Below are 23,222 nucleotides of genomic sequence, written 5' to 3'. Positions count from 1 at the left end.
TTTAAAACATTCCGAATCGTCTGACACGTGATTCCTAAGCTAATCCTGTAGCGTCCCGTCCTCAGTTTCTGAGGAACCAAGGATGTCCACCGTTAGCCGCCAAACCCGCTTCCATCTGACCCTCATGGGCAGCGACCAGCCCTTTTCGGTGCTGGCTTTCAAAGGCGAAGAGGCCATCAGCGAGCCGTTTTCCTTTGACATTCAACTGGTCAGTGAACGGGCCAGTCTTGACCTCGAAACCCTCTTGCACCAGCCCGCCTGGCTCTCGTTTGGCCCCGGTCACGGCATTCATGGCCAGATTGAGCGCATCACTCGCGCCAGTACCGGTAAGCGCCTGACCCATTACCGCCTGACCCTGGTCCCAAGCCTTGCGTACCTCGCGCATCGCACCAACCACCGGATTTTCCAGCACCTGAGCGTGCAGCAGATCATCCAGCAGGTGCTTGAAGAGCACGGCCTGCTCAGTGACGTCTATAGCTTTGCCGGGTTCTCGGAGTACCCGCCTCGCGACTATTGCGTGCAATACGGCGAGTCGGACCTGCACTTCATCCAGCGGCTGTGTTTTGAGGAAGGTTTTCACTATTACTTCAGGCATTCGCCCGACAGGCATGAGCTGGTATTCGGGGATAAACAACAGGCTTTTACCCCGCTCAAAGCGCCCACACCTTACGTGCCGGGCAGTGGCCTGGTTGCGCAAGGCCCTGTCGTCCATGACTTTCAGATGAGCCTGCAAGCCTGCACCAACCGCACGTTTACCCGCGATTACGACTTCGACAAAGCCGGGCGCACCCTTGAGGCAGACAGCCATTCGCCCTCCAGCATGCGCCCGTTGGAACGCTACACCTACCCCGGCCGCTTCACCCGCGATCAAGAAGGCCTGCGTCATAGCCTGCGCACGCTGGAGCGCCATCAGGCCCAACACTGCGTGGTCAGCGGCCAGAGCGATCAGCCCGCCTTGCTCAGCGGGCATTTTCTGACCCTCAGCGAGCACCCGACCCCTGCAAACAACGCGCAGTGGCTGCTGACCCGCGTGCGGCATGAAGGCCACCAGCCGCAAGTGCTGGAAGAAGCGGCGCCCGCCGCCGACGAAGGGTTTCAGGGCTATCGCAACACTTTTGAAGGAACGCCGGAGATCGGCACCTTTCGGGCCCCGACGGTGTACGAAAAGCCGCGCATTTTCGGCAGCCAGACCGCCCGCGTCACCGGCCCGGCGGGCGAAGAAATCCATTGCGACCCGTATGGCCGGGTGCGGGTCAAATTCCATTGGGACCGCAGCCTCGTCACCGATGAACGCAGCAGTTGCTGGCTACGGGTTTCGTCGAGCTGGGCGGGGGCGCGCTATGGCGGCGTCAGCGTGCCGCGGGTCGGCATGGAAGTGCTGGTGGACTTCGTCAACGGCGACCCGGACTGCCCGATCATTTCGGGGTGCCTGGCCAACAGCCTCAACCCGTTACCGCTGGACTTGCCGGCCAACAAGAGCCAAAGCGTGTTCCGCAGCCGCAGCACCCCCGGCGGCAACGGTTACAACGAACTGCGCATCGAAGACCGCCAAGGCCAGGAGCTGATCTACCTGCATGCGCAGCGTGACCTTGAGCAACACATCAAACACGACAGCCGCTTGCAGGTCGACGGTCAGCGCAGCGAAACCGTGACCGGCAACAGCATCAGCGTGCTCCAGGCCGAAGAACAGCGCACCGTCAGCGCGGACCGCAAAGTGCAGATCCTGGGCAGCGATCATCTGCACGTTGCAACCAGCGCCCATACCCGTGCCGGACAGAGCGTGCTGGCCGAAGCCGGGCAGGAAATCCACCTCAAGGCGGGCGCCATGGTGGTGCTGGAAGCGGGCGCAGCGCTGACGCTGAAGGCGGGCGGGCAGCATATCGTCATCAGTGCGGCGGGGATTTATTGCAGTTCGCCCATTCAACTGGGAGGCGTGCCAATACCGGGCACGCCCGCGATGCCAGCCATACCGAACCCTGTCGAGCCTTTGATCGCGCTGGCACCAGGCCCGCAAATCGAAGCACTGATGGCGGCCGCGCGTGGCGCCAAACCCATTTGCCCTGTCTGCGAAAAAATGCGGAGCACACCCGCATGAGCCGCGCTTACTTGTTACTCGACAGTTGCCAGATCGACAACCTTCAAGCCCGAGTGTGTGAATTGGCCCCCGGATCAAGGCCTCATTTTTTGTACCTGATGACCCAATACGCCGAGCTGGCATTTTACGGCCCTTTGTTAGTTGCCGTGCAGGCCCATAGCCCGTTGGCGCAGGCCTTCGACGCGCATTGGCAAGCCACAGCAGGCATCTGGCTTGAAAGTGATGCAGACGAAGAACGCTTGATCAAGCACTTGCGCAGCCTGATTCATGTCCGGGTGGAGGGCGATGTCAGCGTTTTATTTCGTTACTACGACCCACGAATTGCCCGTTTATGGTTGCAAGACCTGGCCGCCGGTGAGCGTGACAGGTTGATGGGCCCCGTGAGCCTGATTCGTTTGCCTGAGGGTGATTTACACCGTAAGGGCCTTGCCCGGGTGGGGGCCGAGTATGCGCATGTCCCATGGCTAACCCTGGATGCGCAACAGCTTGAGCACCTTGGCCAAGCAGGGCGAGAGGCTGTTCTGCAGCGCGTACAGGCGCACTGTCAGCAGTTTTTTCCGGCGTATTTAGATGGGCTGGATTCAGCCGGGCAGAAGCAATGGGCCAGTGCTTGCTGTTGCAGTGCCGAGCGTCAAGGGTACAGCGCAGTGGATGACGTGATGCGCTGGGTCAGTGTGTACGGCCATTTCGGTGACACCTTTCCTGATGGACCTGATCACACGGTGTATCGCCAGTTATTGGCCTCTCGTGATGGTTCACCCAAAGAGCGACTGGATAAGCTTCTGGCTGAATTTAAACGCCAGCTTGTATGCGCAGAGATTGCCTCATGAGCCACGAACAAATACTCGCCACACTCTCACGTCTGGAGGCGGCCGAGCGGGCCGCTTGTGGTCATGAATCTATCGATGTCAACAGCGTCGCGGGCCAATGCCCCGCCTACCAACCATATGTTTTTGTGCTGCCCGTTCGGTATGCGTTGAGCGAAGAGGCGTCCACACACGCGGCCGCTCAACCGGGTGTTACGCCTCAGAGCCACCCCATGGCCGCACGACTGCTACGCGAAGGGTTTGTGTATGTGTGGCAAGGCAGTGAAGGGCTAAAACGCTATGCCGTGGCAATCAACCGCTGCCTCCATGAACAACCGTTGGAGGCCGATGACACGCGGGTCGAGCGTGGCAAACTGTTTGGACTGACGCTCAGCAAACATGAGCCTGCCTGGATGCTCTACAGCGAATACCCGCTCACCCCTGAGGCGTGCCAGCAGTTAGCGGATCCACAGGCACGCGCCCAACACATGCGCGTTATTGATTTGCGCCAGCTCGCCAATGAACTTCGGACCCCCCATTGCGTGCCGCTGAATGAGGCGGATCAGCTCATGGGCGAATTAATCCCTGAAACCTATGCGCGAGCCGTGACCCTTGACCATCTGCACAACGGTAAAGCGCATAAGGCCCACGAACAGCAATGGGCGCGACGAGTGTTCGAAAACCGTCCGACGGACAACCTTACGCACAACATCACCCAATGGCTGGACGCTCAGCGCTGGAATAACGAGCGCATCCGTGTGGCGGCGAGCCACCCTGAGATGACCACCGAGCACACCGTGCCTGGTGAGTGGAGTGCGGTGCAGTGGGCGCCTTTCACTGTGCAACACGTGCTGGAGGGCGCGCATCAACAGGCTCAAGGCCTGTATGCCGTACTGGCATGCCTGGATGATGATCTGGGCGTACTGCGTGACATTAATCACGAACAGGAACAAGTCGAAAGCCGCCATGAACAATGGCAGCAGGACCACCAACTTCGCTTGAGCATTGGCGGCTTCATACGCAGCCTGATCACCGAGGACGGCGCTGAAGTGGCGGGACAGGTGAGTTATCGCTACCGCGAGCATGAGCTTGAGCTGACCCCGGAGCAGGGTGAGCAACTGCTCAAAGCGGATCGCGATCTGGAAGAACTGTTTCGCGAAGAAGCACGGTTGAATCAACGGCGCGGGCGTATTTCAAAATATTGGGCAGGTGCTGCCAGGCTGGCAGAAGTGCATGATCAAATAAAACGCACGGTAGCCTCGGTACGTGAATTCATTCCGGCTCAATTGCACACCGAAGTTGAAGCGTTGGTACGCGATTACCGAGCGTCAAAAGTGGCCAACCTGGAAAACCGTTTCGTCAGTGAAAAGGTTGAGCAGTACATTGACTTGCCGGCCATGAACACCTGGCTGGACCACACGGCCCCCAACCATTTCGCTCAGGTTCAACAGCGCCATACCCGTCTCTATGCCGACCGGGGTGTGTATTTGCTTCGGCACCATAGCGGCACGTGGTTTGTCGATTTCCACAACCCCGCTCACCTGACATGGCTTGGCCACTTGGCCATGGCCTGCCTGAGCGCGCAATGCCTGCGCAAACAAGGTGCCGAGCAATACGCCGACTACGTGCGCAGTGCCGATCAAGGCGCCTTGCGTCAGTTGTTCTACGGCTGGAGCCCGACCCTGGAGGCGGCGGTCATCGGCATTAGCCGGTCCGCAGAGTTGATGGCGGCATTGAGTCTGGAAAACCAGGCCAACGCCGAACAGGCATTGATCAAAATACTCGGCCCGCTGGGTGCGCCGATCCTTGCCAACCTCGCCGAACTTGCTCGCGAGGCTGACAGTGCGTGGAATAGCCTGATCAAACGCTTGGGGGCTGCATTGCTGTTACTGGGCGGTGAGCCCGGCACGCCGTTAAGCGGGGCGTGGTTGAGCATCATGGTTGCCGTGCGCGTGGGCAGTGAGACCGGCTTGCGCCTGATTAATCAGGGCGGACGGCAGGTGTTGCAACTGGTCGGTAAAGCGGCCGAAGACCTTATTCAGTGGGCAAAAATAACAGGCAAAGCCATCGGCACAGGGCACGTCGCCAATATCGTTAACTCACCTGCGGTACAAAAAAGTGGCGGCGTGATTGCATTGGCGGCATTGCTGCTCAATAGCTGGAATGCGGGGCGTTATCTGAGCCAGGCGCAGGTGCTGGAAGGGGTGGATCAACAGCGTCAGTACGAGACAGCGTCCGCGACGTTATATGCCGCAGCCGCGTTGGTGGCGGTGATTGATGCGCAGGTCAGGAAGGGTTTTTGGGGAGGGAGAGGCGTTGAAGTCATTTCTTTGAAGGCCGGTAGAACTTCATACATCGCCTCCGTTATGACAATGCTGGGTGGCATTCTTGGCTTTCTTTCTTCCATAGCAGCATTTATGGAATACAAAGCACTTCAAATTCAACTAGATAACATGCAGGGAAATTTAGATCCGTGGTTGAAAGTGCGGCAGACAGTATCTGCGGGATTTGCTATAGCGTCTGGCGTACAGGCGATGCTCGGTATAATACACACCTCTAAAAGCATGGTTGCAAGCTATGGGGTCGCGCTAGCACAGGCCAGTTATTTAAGATGGTTGGGACCGATTAATGTGGTATTAGCGGTCTTAGGCGTGTTTTATGTGGTTTCTTGGTTCATGCAGCGGACGCCCTTACAGAATTTTCTTGCTCATTGCTGTTGGTCAAAGTTGAGGGCGGGGAAGTGGGAAGTTATTGCGTACGAAGCCCAGGCTAAAGAGTTGATGGAGTTACAGAATATACTGTTTACGCCGCGCCTCAGTTTTGAAAACGTGTCCAGCCAAGAGTTAGTGGATAACTGGGACGGTTTTCGATATGTCTCGACAGTTGAATCTCTGACAGTGGATTTGCCAGGTGCTGGTTTTTATGGCTCGTATGTTGATATTTCTATAGTGGGTGATCCTGTTGATACGATTGCTTATAGAAACATGATTAAAAATAACGGCTCTGGCCATCTTGTCGTCCCGCCGAGACCGATGCGGGATATAGGTAAGTATTGGATTGAAACCAGTACGTGTAACTGGATACCGTATAAGGAAGGGCAGGGTATACGTTTGTCGGGACTGTTTAACCTTGTGCCTGATGTTCTTGGGACTCAACCTCGTCTGGTATCGGTGCGTATACGATACCGAACCCCCATCACTTCAATGTTGAACCTGTCAGAGTTTATTGGGGGGCAAGAAGGGCTCGCATTTACTTGCTCTCCGCTCATCGGTTTGGTGGAGGTACGCGATGCTCCAACTCCAGAATTGAATAAAGCTGAGCGTTTACGTGTGCGTATCGAAGACCATGGTAAAAGTTTAAAGCCCTTGAGTATTAGGGAATGACTCTTCCGCCAGCAGGTACAAGTCAGAAAGGTTTTTTTTCACAAAACGAATATTTGGCGCCGTTAGCAGTGCCAACCGGAGAAGTTGCGAATGACGTGCTGGGTAGTGTGTGGATAAAAAATGACGTTTATATGGATGTCGGTTTATTCGCAATAGGTCAGGCTATCGTCGTGTTATGGGTAAATATATTAATTTTTACTGCGGTTGCCTTTTTTTGGGGTGATTGGGATGTTCTTTACTTGGGCGTCATTTTGTTTGCTTATCCTATTTATCTTCTTGTCACTGTCTTGAAAAAGCCGGTGCCTTTGCCTGCTCGTTTTAATCGCCAGCGTCGAGAAGTTTGCGTTCCGATTAATGCTAGCGAATATTGGATTGTTCCGTGGGAAACCGTTGTCGCCCAAGCGACTGAGTGTTATTCAATGACTCAAGCAGGAAAATATTCAACAGGCGGGGGATTGCTCGTGGTGTTCAAAAATCCTGACCCTGAGGCGGATGAGAAAGTTAAATACTGCCGTTTTTCTTTTGCCAGTGGCAGTACCAGGGCCTCAAAAATGGTCTGGGAGTGTATGCGTAGTTACATGGAAATCGGGCCCGACGCAGTTGATACTCCACCCCAATATCATCCGTACACCAAGGGGGTATTAGCAACCTATTGGGAGCAACTGGGCGAGGCTGCCAGTCGCAAGGGCTGGCCGTTGGCATTGCTATGGGAAGGCTTTTTCGGTGTATTTGTATTTAATGTGTTGTTCATTAGCGCCGTGCACAAGCTAAAACTAAACCCCCCTCCAGAATTAACCTGGCCGGAGATTGTTGAGTGGTCTAAACCGATACCACCCGAGCAGTGGGCCAAGCGCTCGCCCGAGCTGGAGGCGGCCATTGCGCAGCGCGAAGCGGAGCTGGCATTGCGCGATTAGTCAGTGCCAGACGTGCCAGTCCGGCTCGCGAAGCAGGCGTACCGCTATCGCGAGCAAGGGGCTGGCCGGATCGATCAGGCCGTTTCGGTCGGGTCGTGGGGTTTGCGCACGGCACGTACCACAGGGCGCAGCAGTTCGGTTGGCGGGGTTTCGCAGCTGATTTTGCGGCCCAGTTTGGTTTCGATGGCGGGCAGCTGATACGAGTCGTCTTCACCGGCAAAGCTGATGGATACGCCGTCAGCACCCGCTCGGCCAGTACGGCCAATGCGGTGTACGTAGTCGTCCGGCACTTCCGGCAGGGTGAAGTTGATCACGTGGCTGATGCCGTCGATGTGAATCCCGCGGCCCGCGACGTCGGTGGCGACCAACACGCGGATTTTGCCTTCGCGGAAGCCTTCCAGGGTTTTGATGCGTTTGTGCTGGGGCACGTCGCCCGACAGTTGCGCGGCGTTGATGCCGTCACGTACCAGGCGTTCTTCGATGCGACGCACTTCGTCCTTGCGGTTGGCAAAGACGATGACGCGTTCCCAGCCGTTGTCATTCACCAGGTTGAACAACAACTTGTACTTGTCGGCCCCGGCGACGGCGTAGACGTGTTGTTCGACACGGTCGCTGGCCACGTTTTCGGATTCAATCTCCACGATGGCCGGGTCGGTGGTCCATTGCTTGGCGAGGTTCATCACGTCTTCGGTGAAGGTCGCAGAGAACAGCAAGGTCTGGCGTTCGGCTTTGGGCGGGGTCTGGCGGATGATCTGGCGCACCTGCGGGATAAAGCCCATGTCCAGCATGCGGTCGGCTTCATCGAGGACCATCACTTCAACCATGTCCAAATGCACTTCGCCGCGCTGGTTGAAGTCCAGCAGGCGACCCGGAGTGGCCACCAGAATGTCGCAGTGACGGGCTTCCAGTTGCTTGAGTTGCTTGTCGAAGTCCATGCCGCCCACGAACGTCATGACGTTGAGGTCGGTGTATTTGGTCAGGTCGGCCGCGTCTTTGGCAATTTGCACCACCAGCTCGCGGGTCGGCGCGATGATCAAGGCGCGGGGCTCACCCATGTAGCGTTCTTTGGGCGGTGGCGTTTGGGTCAGCTGGCTGATGATTGAAATCAGGAACGCCGCCGTTTTGCCGGTGCCGGTCTGTGCGCGGCCAATCGCATCGCGGCCTGAGAGGGTGTAACCCAATACGCCCGCCTGAATCGGCGTGCAATAAGGAAAGCCCAGGTCCTGGATGGCGTGCATCAGTTCGGGCGCAAGCTTGAAGTCGTGAAAGCGGGTTTTGCCTGCTTGCGGCTCGACCACGAAGTCTTCGAGTTTCCAGGGGATAACCGGCGGTTTGGGTGCCGCTTCCCGGCGAGGTTTGGCCGGTTTCGGTTTTTCGTCGCGTGCAGAAGGGGCAACGGGCTGTGCGTCGGGCGTGGTCACCGAGGCAGAAGCGGGAGCAGGCTGGGCGCTTTGTGGCGCGTCGGTTCGCGGGCCGGGGCTGCTGGAAGGTGCTGTGCAAGCTGGCGCGAGCGGCTCAGCCTCGCTTTTACCGAATATTTTTTTGAGTGCTTTGAGCACGGTCATCTCATCAGTTGGTTAAGGAGTGTACGCCGGGCAGTGTAATGCAAGTCGCGTGCTCGGCGTAGTGAACGACAGGATGTTTCGGTTTTAACCCAGGCGCGCTTTGAGCCAGACGCCTATGTCCCGGATTTCCTCAGGTAACACTTCATGGCTCATTGGGTATTCCTGCCAGGTAACGCTCACGCCGCGGCTTTTTAAATGTTCATACGCCGTACGTCCCATGGAGTTTTGGACTACATCGTCGTACTGACCGTGTAGGCACAAGGCTGGAATTCGCTGCTGGCTGGCGGACAGTTCCATCTCATCGCTGAAGGTTGGCGCGTAGGTGGAGAGGGCGATTACGCCACCCAATGCGCCCTGCCATTTCTGGTACGCGGTGTGAAACACCACCGCGCCGCCCTGGGAAAACCCGGCCAGAAAAATACGGCTGGCGTCTATCCCTTGTTCTTTCTGCTTTTCGATCAACTCAATGACCGTGCGGGCGGACTCATTGAGCTCGTCTTCACAGATCGACCGGGCCGGGCTCATGGCCTTGATGTCGTACCAGCTGGGCATGGCATAGCCGCCATTGATGGTGACTGGCCGGGTCGGTGCCTGCGGCAAAACAAAACGTGTAGTCAGGAGGCTTTCTTGCAGCGCTTCGGCCACCGGCACGAAGTCATAGCGGTCCGCGCCCAGGCCATGAAGCCAGATAACACAGGCGTCTGCGGGCTTTTTAGGGTCGAGGATAAGAGGCTCGGTCATGGTTGCTCCATCGGTGTGCAGGCGCGCCATCACGGTGCGCGGCTGAAGTGCGAGTTCGTTTAACGTTTGGCGAAAATGTCTATTGCTTGAACGATTTTTCTGAAAATAAGCGCGCATTTGTTCAGAGCGTATGAGTGGTACGCGCTTTGCTATGAGCTGTGGGCGCCACTGCGTATTTCCGGCGGTAACACTAACAGGCAACGGCCGTCGGGGGGATAGCAAAAAGCCTGAAGGTGAAGCGAGACAAGGAGTTCAGCAGCTCACGTGAGCGCTTCAGTTTGAAGGTTCGTGCGATGTACCCATCGCTCAAGACTTATGCCGCTTGACCTCATTTAAAGCCAACACGGGTCAACAGTGCCTCACAAGGGGGCGGCGGGTCTTGTTCAAACACAATAAAAGCAACACTTGGAGGTTTGAATGAAGCAGTTGAAATCCACTTTGGCCCTGGCCACAGCAGTCGTTGTCCTCGGCATGAGCGGTTTTGCCCAGGCGGGCGCAACGCTGGACAGCGTGAAGAAGAAAGGCTTTGTGCAATGCGGAGTGAGTGATGGGCTGCCCGGTTTTTCGGTGCCGGATGCGTCCGGGAAAATTCTCGGGATTGACGCGGACATTTGCCGCGCCGTGGCCGCCGCTGTGTTTGGCGACGCGACCAAGGTCAAGTTCAGCCAGTTGAATGCCAAAGAGCGGTTTACGGCGCTGCAATCGGGCGAGGTGGATGTACTGTCGCGCAACACCACCTGGACCAGCTCCCGTGACGCGGGCATGGGCATGGTGTTCGCCGGCGTGACGTACTACGACGGCGTGGGGTTTTTGGTGAATAAAAAACTGGGCGTCAACAGTGCCAAGGAACTGGACGGCGCCACCATTTGCATTCAGGCGGGCACCACCACGGAGCTTAATGTCTCTGATTACTTCCGCGCCAATAACCTCAAGTACACCCCCATCACGTTTAACACCTCTGACGAAAGCGCCAAGTCGCTGGAGAGCGGGCGCTGTGATGTGTTGACCTCCGACAAATCGCAGCTGTACGCGCAGCGCAGCAAACTGGCGACGCCGAACGATTACGTGGTGCTGCCGGAAACCATATCCAAGGAGCCCTTGGGGCCAGTGGTGCGCAAAGGCGATGAGGACTGGTTCAGCATCGTCAAATGGACCCTTTACGCCATGCTCAATGCAGAAGAAGCGGGCATCACCTCCCAGAACGTGGTCGCGGAAGCCAAATCGACGAAAAACCCGGATGTCGCGCGGCTGTTGGGTGCCGACGGTGAATACGGCAAAGACTTGAAGCTGCCCAAAGATTGGGTCGTGCAGATTGTCAGTCAGGTCGGCAACTACGGCGAAGTGTTTGAGCGCAACCTCGGCAAAAGCACCCCTCTGGCCATCGACCGCGGCCTCAATGCCTTGTGGAACAACGGTGGCATCCAATACGCACCCCCTGTGCGCTGATAGCGCTGTCACCCGGCCGCCACCTGGCCGGGTGATGTTCTGTCCATTTTTTTCAGGGGTTCAACATGCAGACTAAAGTCGGCGCACTCAAGCCCAGGCTCAGCCTGAGCGATCCACGTGTGCGTGGGTGGGTATTTCAGATCGTCACCGTGGTGCTGGTGGTCTGGCTGGGCGGGTATCTGTTCGACAATACCCAGACCAATTTGCAGCACCGGGGCATTACGTCGGGGTTTGATTTTCTGGAGCGCAGTGCCGGGTTCGGCATCGCGCAACATTTGATCGATTACACCGAGTCCGACAGTTATGCCCGTGTATTTGTCATCGGCCTGCTCAATACCTTGCTGGTTTCGGCCATTGGCGTGGTCTTGGCGACGATACTGGGTTTCATCATTGGCATCGCGCGGCTGTCACCCAACTGGATGATCAACAAGCTGGCGACGGTCTATGTCGAGGTGTTTCGCAACATTCCGCCACTGCTGCAAATCCTGTTCTGGTATTTCGCGGTGTTCCTGACCATGCCGCTGCCGCGCAACAGTCACACCATTGCAGACACCTTCTACATGAGCAGCCGCGGGCTGAACATGCCCGCCGCGATTGGCACCGAGGCGTTCTGGCCGTTTGTCATCAGTGTCGTGCTGGCAATCGCGGCGGTGGTGCTGATGGTGCGTTGGGCCAACAAGCGCTTCGAAGACACCGGGGTGCCGTTTCATAAATTCTGGGCGGCCGTGGCGCTGTTGGTGGTGATTCCGGGCATCTGCGTGTGGCTGACCGGCAGTCCGGTGCACTGGGAAATGCCGCAGCTCAAGGGCTTCAATTTCGTCGGTGGCTGGGTGCTGATCCCGGAGCTGCTGGCCCTGACCCTCGCGCTCACGGTGTACACCGCTGCGTTTATCGCTGAAATCGTGCGCTCGGGCATCCAGTCAGTCAGCCACGGCCAGACCGAGGCGGCGCATTCGCTGGGCCTGAAGTCGGGGCCGACGCTGCGCAAGGTGATCATCCCCCAGGCGTTGCGGGTGATTATTCCGCCCCTGACCAGCCAATACCTGAACCTGGTGAAAAACTCGTCACTGGCGGCGGGTATCGGTTATCCGGAGATGGTGTCGCTGTTCGCAGGGACGGTGCTCAATCAGACCGGTCAGGCGATCGAGGTCATTGCCATCACCATGAGCGTGTACCTGGCCATCAGCCTCAGCATTTCGCTGCTGATGAACCTGTACAACACGCGCATTGCGCTGATCGAACGGTGAGGGCGCGACCATGACGACTCATGTTTTCAAACCGGACTTGCCTCCACCGGGCACACGCATCGGCCTGCTGGCATGGGCACGGGCCAATCTGTTTTCCAGTGCGTTCAACACCGTGCTGACACTGCTTGCGTGTTATCTGGTGTGGCTGATCGTACCGCCATTGCTGAGCTGGGCGATTGTCGATGCCAACTGGGTGGGCACCACCCGTGAGGACTGCACCAAAGACGGCGCATGTTGGGTGTTTATCCAGCAACGCTTCGGTCAATTCATGTATGGCTACTACCCGCAGGCCTTGCGCTGGCGCGTGGACCTCAGCGTCTGGCTGGCGGTGCTGGGAGCCGCGCCGCTGTTCGTTTCGCGCTTGCGGCACAAGGCTGTCTACGGCGTGGTCTTTTTGGTGGTGTACCCGCTGCTGGCCTACGCCTTGCTGCACGGTGGTTATTGGGGCTTGAGCCCGGTGGCCACCAGCCAGTGGGGTGGCCTGATGCTGACCCTGGTGATTGCCACGGTGGGCATTGCGGGCGCGCTGCCACTGGGGATTTTGCTGGCGCTGGGGCGCCGCTCCGACATGCCCGCCATCCGCGTGCTGTGCGTGACCTTCATCGAGTTCTGGCGCGGGGTGCCGCTGATCACCGTGTTGTTCATGTCGTCAGTGATGCTGCCGCTGTTTCTGCCCGAAGGCATGAACTTCGACAAGCTGCTGCGGGCGTTGATCGGGGTGATTCTGTTCCAGTCGGCTTACGTGGCTGAAGTGGTGCGCGGCGGGTTGCAAGCGATCCCCAAGGGTCAGTACGAGGCCGCGGCGGCCATGGGCCTGGGGTACTGGCGCAGTACCGGGCTGGTGATTCTGCCGCAAGCCTTGAAGCTGGTGATCCCCGGCATCGTCAACACCTTTATTGCCCTGTTCAAGGACACCAGCCTGGTCATCATCATTGGCCTGTTTGACCTGCTCAACAGCGTCAAGCAAGCGGCTGCGGACCCCAAATGGCTAGGCATGGCGACCGAAGGGTATGTGTTCGCCGCTCTGGTGTTCTGGATTTTCTGTTTCGGCATGTCCCGCTACTCCATGCACCTGGAGCGCAAGCTGGACACCGGCCACAAGCATTAGGAGACGCGCATCATGAGTGAAGCCATCAAACAGACTGCCGAGTCGCAAGGCATCATCCAGATGCTCGGGGTGAACAAATGGTACGGCCAGTTCCATGTGCTTAAAGACATCAACCTCACGGTTCAGCCGGGGGAGCGGATCGTGCTGTGCGGCCCGTCGGGCTCTGGCAAATCCACCACCATCCGTTGCCTCAATCGCCTTGAAGAGCACCAACAGGGGCGCATCGTGGTGGATGGCGTCGAGCTGACCAATGACCTCAAACAGATCGAAAGTGTGCGCCGTGAGGTGGGCATGGTGTTTCAGCACTTCAACCTGTTCCCGCACCTGAGCATCCTGCAAAACTGCACGCTGGCCCCGATGTGGGTGCGCAAGATGCCCAAGCGTGAAGCCGAAGCAATAGCCATGCATTATCTGGAACGGGTGCGCATCCCCGAGCAGGCGCACAAGTACCCAGGGCAATTGTCCGGTGGTCAGCAGCAGCGCGTGGCGATTGCCCGGGCCTTGTGCATGAAGCCCAAGATCATGTTGTTTGACGAGCCGACGTCAGCGCTGGACCCGGAAATGGTCAAGGAGGTGCTCGACACCATGATCGGCCTGGCGCAAGACGGCATGACGATGCTCTGCGTGACCCATGAAATGGGCTTTGCCCGGACCGTGGCGAATCGGGTGATCTTCATGGATAAAGGCGAAATCGTTGAGCAAGCCGCCCCCAATGATTTCTTCGACAACCCGCAAAATGACCGGACCAAGCTGTTCCTGAACCAGATCCTGCACTAAGCCTGTAGCACTACCCGCAGGCTGCGCGCTGTTACCTCCTCAAAAGCGTGCAGCCTGCGGCCGCGACTCCCCACACTCCCGGTTTGCCCCCGGCGTCTTCGTCTGGCTAAGATGTCCCGAATCTGTTGAGGCCCGCGCCACGTACCCCAGTGGCGATCTCAATACCGACATCGGCTGCGACCTGTCATTGCCCCTGCGCCTGATGAATGCCGCGTACACGCCTGCGCCAGCAAGCGGTGTGCCTGCATCGTCAGTGGCGTCAGCGGCCCGTTGCGTCACACAGTGAATACTCACCCGCGCCGCCCGTCGGTGTTCGATCGGCACATCGAACGGCTGGCCGCTGTCAAACAACAAGACCCTCAACGGGCGATGGCACTTAGCCGGACGTTGATCAATGAACCTTGAACCGGAGCAGGCCATGACGAGCAATCCGCCACACCCTAACGACCGCCTCGAACCCGTACGCCATCTGGAAGATCTGGATCAACTGCTGATTGATGCCGAGGCGGACGACGAGGGGGTCCAGCAAGCGTCTCCCGTGGTGCTGCGCCCCTGGCTGTTGTTGCTGGGGTTGGTGTTGGTGGCGTTGAACCTGCGCCCGGCGTTGTCGAGCATGGCGCCGCTGTTGGGGGAGGTGTCAGATCAATTGGGGTTGTCGGCCGCGCAAGCAGGCTTGCTGACCACCTTGCCGGTGTTGTGCCTCGGCATTTTTGCGCCCCTGGCGCCGATCCTGGCGCGGCGATTCGGCACCGAGCGGGTGGTGCTGGGCATCTTGCTGACCCTGGGCGGCGGTATTGTGTTGCGCAGTTGCCTGGGTGAGGTCGGGCTGTTCGCCGGAAGCATTCTGGCCGGTGCCAGCATCGGGGTGATCGGTGTGCTGTTACCGGGCATCATCAAGCGGGACTTCGCCGGGCATGCGGGCACCATGACGGGGGTCTACACCATGGCACTCTGTCTCGGCGCCGCGCTGGCGGCCGGGGCGACGGTCCCCCTGAGCCATTACTTCGGCAACAGCTGGGCGTTGGGACTGGGTTTTTGGGCGCTGCCGGCGGTGCTTGCCGCCGTCTTCTGGCTGCCGCAAGTCGGCAAGCGACAGGGCGCGCATAACGTGGCGTACCGGGTGCGCGGGTTGTTACGCGACCCGCTGGCGTGGCAGGTCACGCTTTATATGGGCTTGCAGTCGTCGTTGTCCTACATCGTGTTTGGGTGGCTGCCGTCGATCCTGATCGGCCGCGGGCTGACACCGACACAGGCGGGGCTGGTGATGTCCGGTTCGGTGATCGTGCAACTGGCCACCGCCTTGACGGCGCCCTGGCTGGCCACCCGGGGTAAGGATCAACGCGTCGCCATTGTGCTGGTGATGGGCATGACCCTGGCCGGACTGTTTGGCTGCCTGTACGCCCCCCTGGACGGATTGTGGGGCTGGGCCATCGTGCTGGGCCTGGGGCAGGGCGGCACCTTCAGCCTGGCGCTGACCCTGATCGTGTTGCGTTCGCGAGACGCTCACGTGGCGGCCAACCTGTCAGGGATGGCGCAAGGCATCGGCTACACCGTGGCGTCGATGGGCCCGTTTGCCGTGGGGCTGGTTCACGAATTGACCGGTGGTTGGGACGCCCTGGGCTGGATTTTCGGCGTTGTGGGCATCGGTGCAATCATTGCCGGGCTGGGGGCAGGGCGTGCGAAATTCGTCAATGTCGTCAGCGAGAAGGTCTGAAGCCATAGAGTTTCTGCTCATGTCGGATTATCGTGCACGAATTCCACCTGCACGGACCCCGTCATGAGCCAAGCCCACCACGCGTTGATCACGCGCTTTTATCAAGCATTCCAGCAATTGGATGCTGAAACCATGGCGCAGTGTTACACCGAAGACGTGCTGTTCAGCGATCCGGTGTTCGGTGAACTGAGGGGGCAGGATGCGCGCGACATGTGGCGCATGCTCACGTCTCGGGCCAAGGACTTCACCCTCAGCTTCAACACCGTGCAGGCTGACGATCAGCAGGGCAGTGCGCACTGGGTGGCCACCTATGTGTTCAGCCAGACCGGGGCGATTGTCATCAATGACATCCAGGCACGCTTTGTGTTTCGCGACGGCAAAATCTGCGAGCACCATGACCATTTCGACCTGTGGCGCTGGTCGCGTCAGGCGCTGGGCATCAAAGGCACGCTGCTGGGATGGACGCCGCTGGTGAAAAATGCGATCCGCGCCCAGGCGAGAAAGGGGCTCAAGGCTTTTCAGGCGCGCGCTCAAGGGCTGTAACCGTGATGGCAATAACGCAATCTTGCGAAGCGACAGCGACGAGCAAGCCCTGGTTTGTGTACCTGGTGCGGGCCGCCAACGGGGCGTTGTATTGCGGTATCAGCGATGACCCGCATAAGCGGTTTGCCAAGCATCAAAGCGGCAAGGGCGCGCGCTTCTTTGCATCCAGCCCGGCGGTGGCACTGGTGTATGTCGAATCCTGGCCCGACAAGGGCGAGGCGCTGCGTCAGGAGCGGCTGATCAAAAAGCTCAGGAAGAGCGCCAAAGAGTGTCTGGTGTCGAGCCAGTGCCGGCCCTGACCACCCTGACGCCGATCACGGTTTCACTGCGTCGAGGATCGCCTCGGGCTTGAAGTCACGGATCAGCGTGCCATTCACGTCGAGGATCGGAATCCCGCGTCCGCCCAATGCTTCATAGGCTTTGCGGGCGACGGGGTCCTTGTCGATATCGAATTCGGTGTAGGGGATGCCTTTTTCGTCGAGAAAGCGGCGGGTGGCTTTGCAGTACCCGCACCACTCGGTGGCGTAGAGCACGACCCGGGCGTTGGCCCGGGTCTGCTCGGCCACAACGCCCGAGGGATTGAGCACGCGCTCAATCTTGCCCCAGTTCTGAAAGATCACCACGACCACCAGCACGAACAGGACTTTTTTCAGGATCCCGTTGAACATTATTTATTGCGCTTGAGCTGGTCGAGCAGTTGGGTCGGCAAGCCCTTGAGGATCAGCGTGCCCGCCTCTTCGTCGAACTCCACCTTGGAGCCCAGCAAGTGCGCTTCAAAACTGATCGACAGGCCCTCGGCGCGGCCAGTGAAGCGGCGGAACTGGTTAAGGGTGCGTTTGTCGGCCGGGATTTCCGGCGAGAGGCCGTAGTCCTTGTTCCGGATGTGGTCGTAAAACGCTTTTGGGCGTTCTTCGTCGATCAGTTCGGAGAGTTCTTCAAGGCCCATCGGTTCACCGATTTTGGCCTGGCTGCTGGCGTAATCGACCAGGGTTTTGGTTTTTTCGCGTGCCGACTCTTCGGGCAGGTCTTCGCTTTCCACGAAATCGCTGAAGGCTTTAAGCAGGGTGCGGGTTTCGCCCGGCCCGTCGACGCCTTCCTGGCAGCCGATGAAGTCGCGGAAATACTCGGACACTTTTTTGCCGTTCTTGCCTTTGATGAACGAGATGTACTGCTTGGACTGTTTGTTGTTCTGCCACTCGGACAGGTTGATCCGCGCCGCGAGGTGCAACTGGCCCAGGTCCAGATGGCGCGACGGGGTCACGTCCAGTTCTGCGTTCACCGCCACGCCTTCGCTGTGGTGCAGCAGGGCGATGGCCAGATAGTCGGTCATGCCCTGTTGGTAGTGGGCGAACAACACATGCCCGCCCACCGACAGGTTGGACTCTTCCATCAGTTTTTGCAGGTGCTCGACCGCCACGCGGCTGAAGGCCGTGAAGTCGGTGCCGCCGTCCAGATACTCCTTGAGCCAGCCGCTGAACGGATGCGCGCCGGATTCGGCATGGAAAAAGCCCCAGGCCTTGCCTTGTTTGGCGTTATAGCTTTCGTTGAGGTCCGCCAGCATGTTCTCGATGGCCTGCGACTCGGCCAGTTCGCTGTCGCGGGCGTGGAGAACAGCGGGCGTACCGTCGGGTTTTTTCTCAATCAGATGAACGATGCAATGACGGATCGGCATGGGCTTCTCGGCGAGTTATCAGAAGACAGGGGGCAGGCCCCGCAAAAGCGGCAAGTGTAACGCACCTGAGCCTTTGGACGGCCTTCGCACCGGGGTTTAGGGGGCTTCTGTCGGCCGGGAGGCGTTTTTTTACGGTTTTAACGCGATAAAGCTGACCAAATGGGCAGGTAGAGGCGGATATTTGGCCGTCTCTGTGCTAGTTTTGCCCCGTCTTGCGCCGGGTAACGGCGCAAAGCGCGGATTCAGCATGTGTCAGGTCGAACCAAACCCTGTTTCAGCACTCTACATCCGCGATTCGTCGTGAAAGCAAACGGGCGTGCCAGACCCTAACTATCTGGCTCGATAGCTGACTTTGCACTCTGCAAACCAAATGAATTTGATAGGGAAGGAACATCTCAATGGCTATTACTAAAGACCAACTGATCGCCGATATCGCTGAAGCTATCGACGCGCCGAAAACTACCGCGCGTAACGCTCTGGACCAACTGGCTCAGATCGTTGCTGATCAATTGGAAAATGGCGGCGAAATCACTCTGCCAGGTATTGGCAAACTGAAAGTGACCGAGCGTCCTGCCCGTACTGGCCGTAACCCTTCGACTGGCGCAGCCATCGAAATCGCTGCCAAGAAAGTGATCAAGCTCGTTGTGGCCAAAGGCCTGACTGACGCTGTAAACAAGTAAGACACTTGTTAAAAAGCCGCGCCCCGGAGTGATCCGGAGCGCGGCTTTTTTGTGCGCGCAAGTTGGGGGGTTATTTCCAGTTCTTTTCGCGCCACAGTTGCTGCTGTTCTTTGTCGTGGAAGGTCCAGGCCACAAAGCGGCTTTGCTTGTTGCCCTGAGACATGTCCACCACCTGGCTCTCGCGCACACCGGCTTTTTTCAGGGCGGTCTGGATGGCGGGCAGGTTGGACGCCTTGGACACCAGTGTGCTGAACCACAGCACCTGACGGCCCACTTGCACGCTTTCGCGGATCAGCTGCGTGACAAAGCGCTGCTCGCCGCCTTCACACCACAACTCGGCGGCCTGGCCGCCAAAGTTCAGGACCGGCAACTTGCGTTTCGGGTCTGCCTTGCCCAGTGCGCGCCATTTACGCTCGCTGCCGCGCTGTGCTTCGTCCAGTGAGGCGTGGAACGGCGGGTTGCACATGCTCAGGTCAAAGCGTTCGCTGCTTTCCAGCACATCCAGCAGGATCTTCTGCGGGTTGGGCTGCTGGCGCAGGCTGATGGCTTTGTTCAGACCATTGGATTGCACGATGGCCTTGGCCGCTTTCAGGGCGATGGTGTCAACTTCCGTGCCGAGGAACTGCCAGCGGTAATCGCTATGGCCGATCAGCGGGTACACGCAGTTGGCGCCCATGCCGATGTCCAGCACGCGCACGCTCGGGCCACGCGGAATCACGCCGTCATTGAGGGTGGCCAGCAGGTCCGCCAGAAAATGCACGTAATCGGCGCGCCCCGGGACTGGCGGGCACAGGTAGTCGGCCGGGATGTCCCAGTGGGCAATGCCGTAGAAGGCCTTGAGCAGGGCGCGGTTGAATACGCGCACGGCGTCCGGGTTGGCGAAGTCGATGCTCTCTTTGCCGTACGGGTTGATGATCACGAACTGGCCCAGTTCGGGGCACACCGAGATCAGCTGCGGGAAGTCGTAACGGCCCTGATGGCGATTGCGCGGGTGCAGGCTCGGTTTGACCCGCGGTGCGGCCGGTTTGGCTTCGCCGGGCGCCTTGGGTTTGTGGCGTGTGGCTTTGGAAGTGCGTGGGGTTGTCATGTTCAATTCATTCCACAAAAGCAATCGCGGGCAAGCCCCGAGGCTCCCTCAGGAGCATCAGGCCTTGCCCGCGATCAGGTGCGCAGCGTGTTTACAGGCTGGAAATCCGCGCGTGCTGTTCTGCCAACTTGCTCAAAGCCTGTTCGGCTTCGGCCAATTTGGCGCGTTCCTTGTCGATGACTTCGACCGGGGCCTTGTCAACGAACGCGGCGTTGGAGAGTTTCCCGCCTACGCGGGCCACTTCGCCGTGCAAACGCTGGATTTCCTTGTCCAGGCGCGCCAGTTCTGCATCCTTGTCGATCAAGCCAGCCATCGGCACCAGCACTTCCATCTCGCCCACCAGTGCGGTGGCTGACAGAGGGGCTTCGGCGCCGTCTTGCAGCACGGTGATCGATTCGAGTTTAGCCAGCTTTTTCAGCAAGGCATCGTTCTCGGCCAGACGGCGCTGGTCTTCGGCGTTGACGTTTTTCACGTACAACTGCAACGGCTTGCCGGGACCGATGTTCATTTCGCCGCGGATGTTGCGCACGCCGAGCATCAGGCCCTTGAGCCATTCGATGTCATCTTCGGCAGCCTGATCGATGCGTGCTTCGTTCGCCACCGGCCACGGTTGCAGCATGATGGTCTTGCCTTCAACGCCCGCCAGCGGCGCGATGCGCTGCCAGATTTCTTCGGTGATGAACGGCATGAACGGATGCGCCAGGCGCAACGCGACTTCCAGCACGCGCACCAGTGTGCGACGGGTACCGCGCTGACGTTCTACCGGCGCGTTTTCGTCCCACAGTACCGGCTTGGACAGTTCGAGGTACCAGTCGCAGTACTGGTTCCAGATGAACTCGTACAGGGCTTGTGCCGCGAGGTCGAAACGGAACTGGTCGAGGTGACGGGTCACTTCGGCTTCTGTGCGCTGCAACTGCGAAATGATCCAGCGATCGGCCAGCGACAATTCGTAGGCTTCGCCGTTCTGGCCGCAGTCTTCGCCCTTGTCCAGCACGTAACGGGCAGCGTTCCAGATCTTGTTGCAGAAGTTGCGGTAGCCTTCGACGCGACCCATGTCGAACTTGATGTCACGACCGGTTGAGGCCAGCGAGCAGAAGGTGAAGCGCAGGGCGTCGGTGCCGTAGCTGGCGATGCCGTCCGCGAATTCGTCGCGGGTCTGCTTCTCGATTTTCTTCAGCAGCTTGGGCTGCATCAGGCCCGTGGTGCGTTTGGCCACCAGGTCTTCGAGTTCGATACCGTCGATGATGTCCAGCGGGTCCAGTACGTTGCCTTTGGACTTGGACATCTTCTGGCCCTGGCCGTCACGCACCAGGCCGTGAACGTACACGGTCTTGAACGGCACTTGCGGGGTGCCGTCTTCGTTTTTCACCAAATGCATGGTGAGCATGATCATCCGGGCTACCCAGAAGAAAATGATGTCGAAGCCGGTGACCAGCACGTCGGTCGAGTGGAAGGTTTTCAGCGCGTCGGTTTTTTCCGGCCAGCCGAGGGTGGAGAACGTCCACAGGCCCGAGCTGAACCAGGTGTCGAGCACGTCGTTGTCCTGTTGCAGCGCAACGTCCGGGCCCAGGTTGTTTTTGGCACGGACTTCGGCTTCGTCGCGACCGACATACACCTTGCCCGACTCGTCGTACCAGGCCGGGATCCGGTGGCCCCACCACAGCTGACGGCTGATGCACCAGTCCTGGATGTCACGCATCCACGAGAAGTACATGTTTTCGTATTGCTTGGGCACGAACGCGATGCGACCGTCTTCAACCGCGGCGATGGCCGGTTCGGCCAGCGGTTTGGTGGACACGTACCACTGGTCGGTCAGCCACGGCTCGATGATCGTGCCGGAACGGTCGCCCTTCGGTACTTTCAGGGCGTGGTCGTCAACGCTGACCAGCAGGCCGGCTTCGTCAAAGTCCGCGACGATCTGCTTGCGCGCTTCGAAGCGGTCCAGACCGGCGTATTTGGCCGGCAGGGTGCCGTCAATGGTCTCGTTCAGTGTGCCGTCAAGGTTGAACACTTGAGCGGCAGGCAAGACCTTGGCGTTTTTGTCGAAGATGTTCAGCAGTGGCAGGTTGTGGCGCTTGCCGACTTCGTAGTCGTTGAAATCGTGGGCCGGGGTGATTTTCACGCAGCCGGTGCCGAATTCAGGGTCGCAGTAATCGTCAGCGATGATTGGAATGCGGCGGCCAACCAGCGGCAGTTCGACGAACTTGCCGATCAGGGCCTGGTAGCGCTCATCGTTCGGGTTCACCGCAACGGCGGCGTCACCGAGCATGGTTTCGGGACGCGTGGTCGCCACGATCAGGTAGTCGTTGCCTTCAGCGGTCTTGGCGCCGTCGGCCAACGGGTACTTGAGGTTCCACAGGAAACCTTTCTCGTCGTGGTTTTCCACTTCAAGGTCGGAAATCGCCGTGTGCAATTTGGTGTCCCAGTTGACCAGGCGCTTGCCACGGTAGATCAGGCCATCTTCGTGCAGGCGAACGAACGCTTCTTTTACGGCTTCGGACAAGCCGTCGTCCATGGTGAAGCGCTCGCGGCTCCAGTCGACGGACGAGCCCAGGCGACGGATCTGACGGCTGATGTTGCCGCCGGACTGGTCTTTCCATTCCCAGATCTTGTCGAGGAATTTCTCGCGACCCAGGTCGTGGCGGTTCAGGCCCTGGGCTTCGATTTGGCGCTCAACCAGCATTTGCGTCGCGATACCGGCGTGGTCGGTGCCCGGCTGCCACAGGGTATTACGGCCCTGCATGCGGCGGAAACGGATCAGGGCGTCCATGATCGCGTTGTTGAAACCGTGCCCCATGTGCAGGCTGCCGGTAACGTTAGGCGGCGGGATCATGATGGTGTACGGGTCGCCCGCGCCTTGCGGGGCAAAATAGTTTTCTTCTTCCCAGGTTTTGTACCAGGAAGTTTCAATGGCGTGCGGCTGGTAGGTCTTATCCATGCGCGGCGGGACCCTATTGGCATTAATTCAGGAAAGCCGGCAAGTATAGCGGGGCGGGACGCATAGGGCGAGTTGTGCGCGGCGATTACAGGTCATCAGGCGCTCAGGGATCGGGCATCAGTTTTGATGCTGGCTGATCAGGCGCTCCATGTGTGCGTCGAGGCGGCGTTTGATTTCGGATTCGATGTGCGGGGCATAGTCGTTGATGACGTCTTGCATGATCGCTTGCGCGGCCGTGCGCAGCTCTCTGTCCAGATGGACCAGCAAGGCGTCGGGGGCCTTGTCGACGGCAGGCGCACTGGCGAGCGGTGGTTGCGCGGCTGGCACGGGCGCAGGTGTGGGTTCAAAGACCTCGTCCAGCAAGGGGATCTGCGTGCCTTGTTCGCCGACCATCTCGGTCAGCAGCGGCGGTTGCAGGCCTTCGTCGTCCAGCAGTTGGCGAATGGACTCAAGATCATCGAGCAGGTGTGCAGCTTTTTTCGGCGAATTGGGGGTGTCCATCGTGT

19 protein-coding genes are annotated in these 23,222 nt (G+C 58.9%); 12 read left to right on the top strand and 7 right to left on the bottom strand.

Annotation, left to right across the window (positions count from 1 at the left end; genetic code table 11):
• The first annotated feature begins 82 nt into the window (after window positions 1-82).
• The 4 genes from IF654_RS17960 to IF654_RS17945 are packed head-to-tail and all read left to right on the top strand — an operon-like array spanning window position 83 to window position 7,198.
• Window positions 83-2,095 (top strand): type VI secretion system Vgr family protein, encoded by a 2,013-nt coding sequence (locus IF654_RS17960; protein WP_194862180.1) that lies wholly within the window; start codon window positions 83-85, stop codon window positions 2,093-2,095.
• On the top strand, window positions 2,092-2,925 hold the full coding sequence (locus tag IF654_RS17955) for a DUF4123 domain-containing protein (RefSeq protein WP_047277444.1): 834 nt from the start codon (window positions 2,092-2,094) through the stop codon (window positions 2,923-2,925). Before IF654_RS17960 ends, IF654_RS17955 begins: the two co-directional genes overlap by 4 nt.
• Entirely contained in the window at window positions 2,922-6,284 is a 3,363-nt protein-coding gene (locus IF654_RS17950; protein WP_230683722.1) for a toxin VasX, read from the top strand. The genes IF654_RS17955 and IF654_RS17950 overlap by 4 nt, the downstream gene beginning before the upstream one ends.
• A complete protein-coding gene (locus IF654_RS17945; RefSeq protein WP_047281177.1) occupies window positions 6,281-7,198 on the top strand; it encodes a DUF6708 domain-containing protein in 918 nt (305 codons plus the stop codon). The genes IF654_RS17950 and IF654_RS17945 overlap by 4 nt, the downstream gene beginning before the upstream one ends.
• A gap of 74 nt (window positions 7,199-7,272) precedes the next feature.
• Here IF654_RS17945 and rhlB read toward each other — a convergent pair whose 3' ends face one another.
• Both rhlB and IF654_RS17935 read right to left on the bottom strand, forming a co-directional pair.
• Window positions 7,273-8,763, bottom strand: a complete 1,491-nt coding sequence (gene rhlB / locus IF654_RS17940; protein WP_047277437.1) for an ATP-dependent RNA helicase RhlB — start codon at window positions 8,761-8,763, stop codon at window positions 7,273-7,275.
• An 84-nt stretch (window positions 8,764-8,847) separates the two neighbouring features.
• Window positions 8,848-9,504, bottom strand: coding sequence for an alpha/beta hydrolase (locus tag IF654_RS17935; RefSeq protein ID WP_047282109.1), 657 nt, complete (start codon window positions 9,502-9,504; stop codon window positions 8,848-8,850).
• 417 nt (window positions 9,505-9,921) lie between these two features.
• Here IF654_RS17935 and IF654_RS17930 point away from each other — a divergent pair, with 417 nt between their 5' ends.
• The 7 genes from IF654_RS17930 (at window position 9,922) to IF654_RS17900 (ending at window position 16,638) form a co-directional block, all read left to right on the top strand.
• Window positions 9,922-10,950, top strand: a complete 1,029-nt coding sequence (locus tag IF654_RS17930) for an amino acid ABC transporter substrate-binding protein (protein ID WP_194862181.1) — start codon at window positions 9,922-9,924, stop codon at window positions 10,948-10,950.
• Window positions 10,951-11,015: 65 nt separating this feature from the next.
• Window positions 11,016-12,197, top strand: a complete 1,182-nt coding sequence (locus tag IF654_RS17925) for an amino acid ABC transporter permease (RefSeq protein WP_047278364.1) — start codon at window positions 11,016-11,018, stop codon at window positions 12,195-12,197.
• A gap of 10 nt (window positions 12,198-12,207) precedes the next feature.
• Window positions 12,208-13,305: an amino acid ABC transporter permease gene (locus tag IF654_RS17920; protein WP_047277428.1), complete on the top strand. Its 1,098-nt coding sequence runs from the start codon at window positions 12,208-12,210 to the stop codon at window positions 13,303-13,305.
• 12 nt (window positions 13,306-13,317) lie between these two features.
• Window positions 13,318-14,082, top strand: a complete 765-nt coding sequence (locus tag IF654_RS17915; RefSeq protein ID WP_194862182.1) for an amino acid ABC transporter ATP-binding protein — start codon at window positions 13,318-13,320, stop codon at window positions 14,080-14,082.
• 394 nt (window positions 14,083-14,476) lie between these two features.
• Window positions 14,477-15,796 (top strand): CynX/NimT family MFS transporter, encoded by a 1,320-nt coding sequence (locus IF654_RS17910; RefSeq protein ID WP_094987982.1) that lies wholly within the window; start codon window positions 14,477-14,479, stop codon window positions 15,794-15,796.
• 63 nt (window positions 15,797-15,859) lie between these two features.
• On the top strand, window positions 15,860-16,339 hold the full coding sequence (locus tag IF654_RS17905) for a nuclear transport factor 2 family protein (RefSeq protein WP_047278358.1): 480 nt from the start codon (window positions 15,860-15,862) through the stop codon (window positions 16,337-16,339).
• Window positions 16,340-16,344: 5 nt separating this feature from the next.
• Window positions 16,345-16,638 carry a GIY-YIG nuclease family protein gene (locus IF654_RS17900; RefSeq protein ID WP_048376596.1) on the top strand — a complete coding sequence of 98 codons (294 nt, stop codon included), beginning with the start codon at window positions 16,345-16,347 and terminating at the stop codon, window positions 16,636-16,638.
• A gap of 15 nt (window positions 16,639-16,653) precedes the next feature.
• Here the strand turns inward: IF654_RS17900 and IF654_RS17895 are convergent, their stop codons facing one another.
• Both IF654_RS17895 and yejK read right to left on the bottom strand, forming a co-directional pair.
• On the bottom strand, window positions 16,654-17,007 hold the full coding sequence (locus IF654_RS17895; protein WP_047277416.1) for a glutaredoxin family protein: 354 nt from the start codon (window positions 17,005-17,007) through the stop codon (window positions 16,654-16,656).
• Window positions 17,007-18,011, bottom strand: a complete 1,005-nt coding sequence (yejK, locus tag IF654_RS17890) for a nucleoid-associated protein YejK (protein ID WP_047277415.1) — start codon at window positions 18,009-18,011, stop codon at window positions 17,007-17,009. The genes IF654_RS17895 and yejK overlap by 1 nt, the downstream gene beginning before the upstream one ends.
• A gap of 398 nt (window positions 18,012-18,409) precedes the next feature.
• Between yejK and IF654_RS17885 the strand changes: the two genes are divergently transcribed.
• The gene (locus IF654_RS17885) at window positions 18,410-18,691 is read left to right on the top strand and encodes an HU family DNA-binding protein (RefSeq protein WP_003440137.1); all 282 of its coding nucleotides are present in this window, start codon (window positions 18,410-18,412) and stop codon (window positions 18,689-18,691) included.
• A 70-nt stretch (window positions 18,692-18,761) separates the two neighbouring features.
• Here IF654_RS17885 and rlmF read toward each other — a convergent pair whose 3' ends face one another.
• The 3 genes from rlmF to IF654_RS17870 form a co-directional block, all read right to left on the bottom strand.
• Entirely contained in the window at window positions 18,762-19,778 is a 1,017-nt protein-coding gene (gene rlmF / locus IF654_RS17880) for a 23S rRNA (adenine(1618)-N(6))-methyltransferase RlmF (protein ID WP_047278355.1), read from the bottom strand.
• 91 nt (window positions 19,779-19,869) lie between these two features.
• A complete protein-coding gene (locus IF654_RS17875; protein WP_194862183.1) occupies window positions 19,870-22,716 on the bottom strand; it encodes a valine--tRNA ligase in 2,847 nt (948 codons plus the stop codon).
• Window positions 22,717-22,833: 117 nt separating this feature from the next.
• Window positions 22,834-23,217: a DNA polymerase III subunit chi gene (locus tag IF654_RS17870; RefSeq protein ID WP_083333285.1), complete on the bottom strand. Its 384-nt coding sequence runs from the start codon at window positions 23,215-23,217 to the stop codon at window positions 22,834-22,836.
• Window positions 23,218-23,222: the final 5 nt, after the last annotated feature.

Source organism: Pseudomonas lundensis (assembly GCF_015377145.2).
GTDB lineage: Bacteria > Pseudomonadota > Gammaproteobacteria > Pseudomonadales > Pseudomonadaceae > Aquipseudomonas > Aquipseudomonas lundensis.
This window is presented reverse-complemented; position numbering and strand designations above follow the sequence as displayed.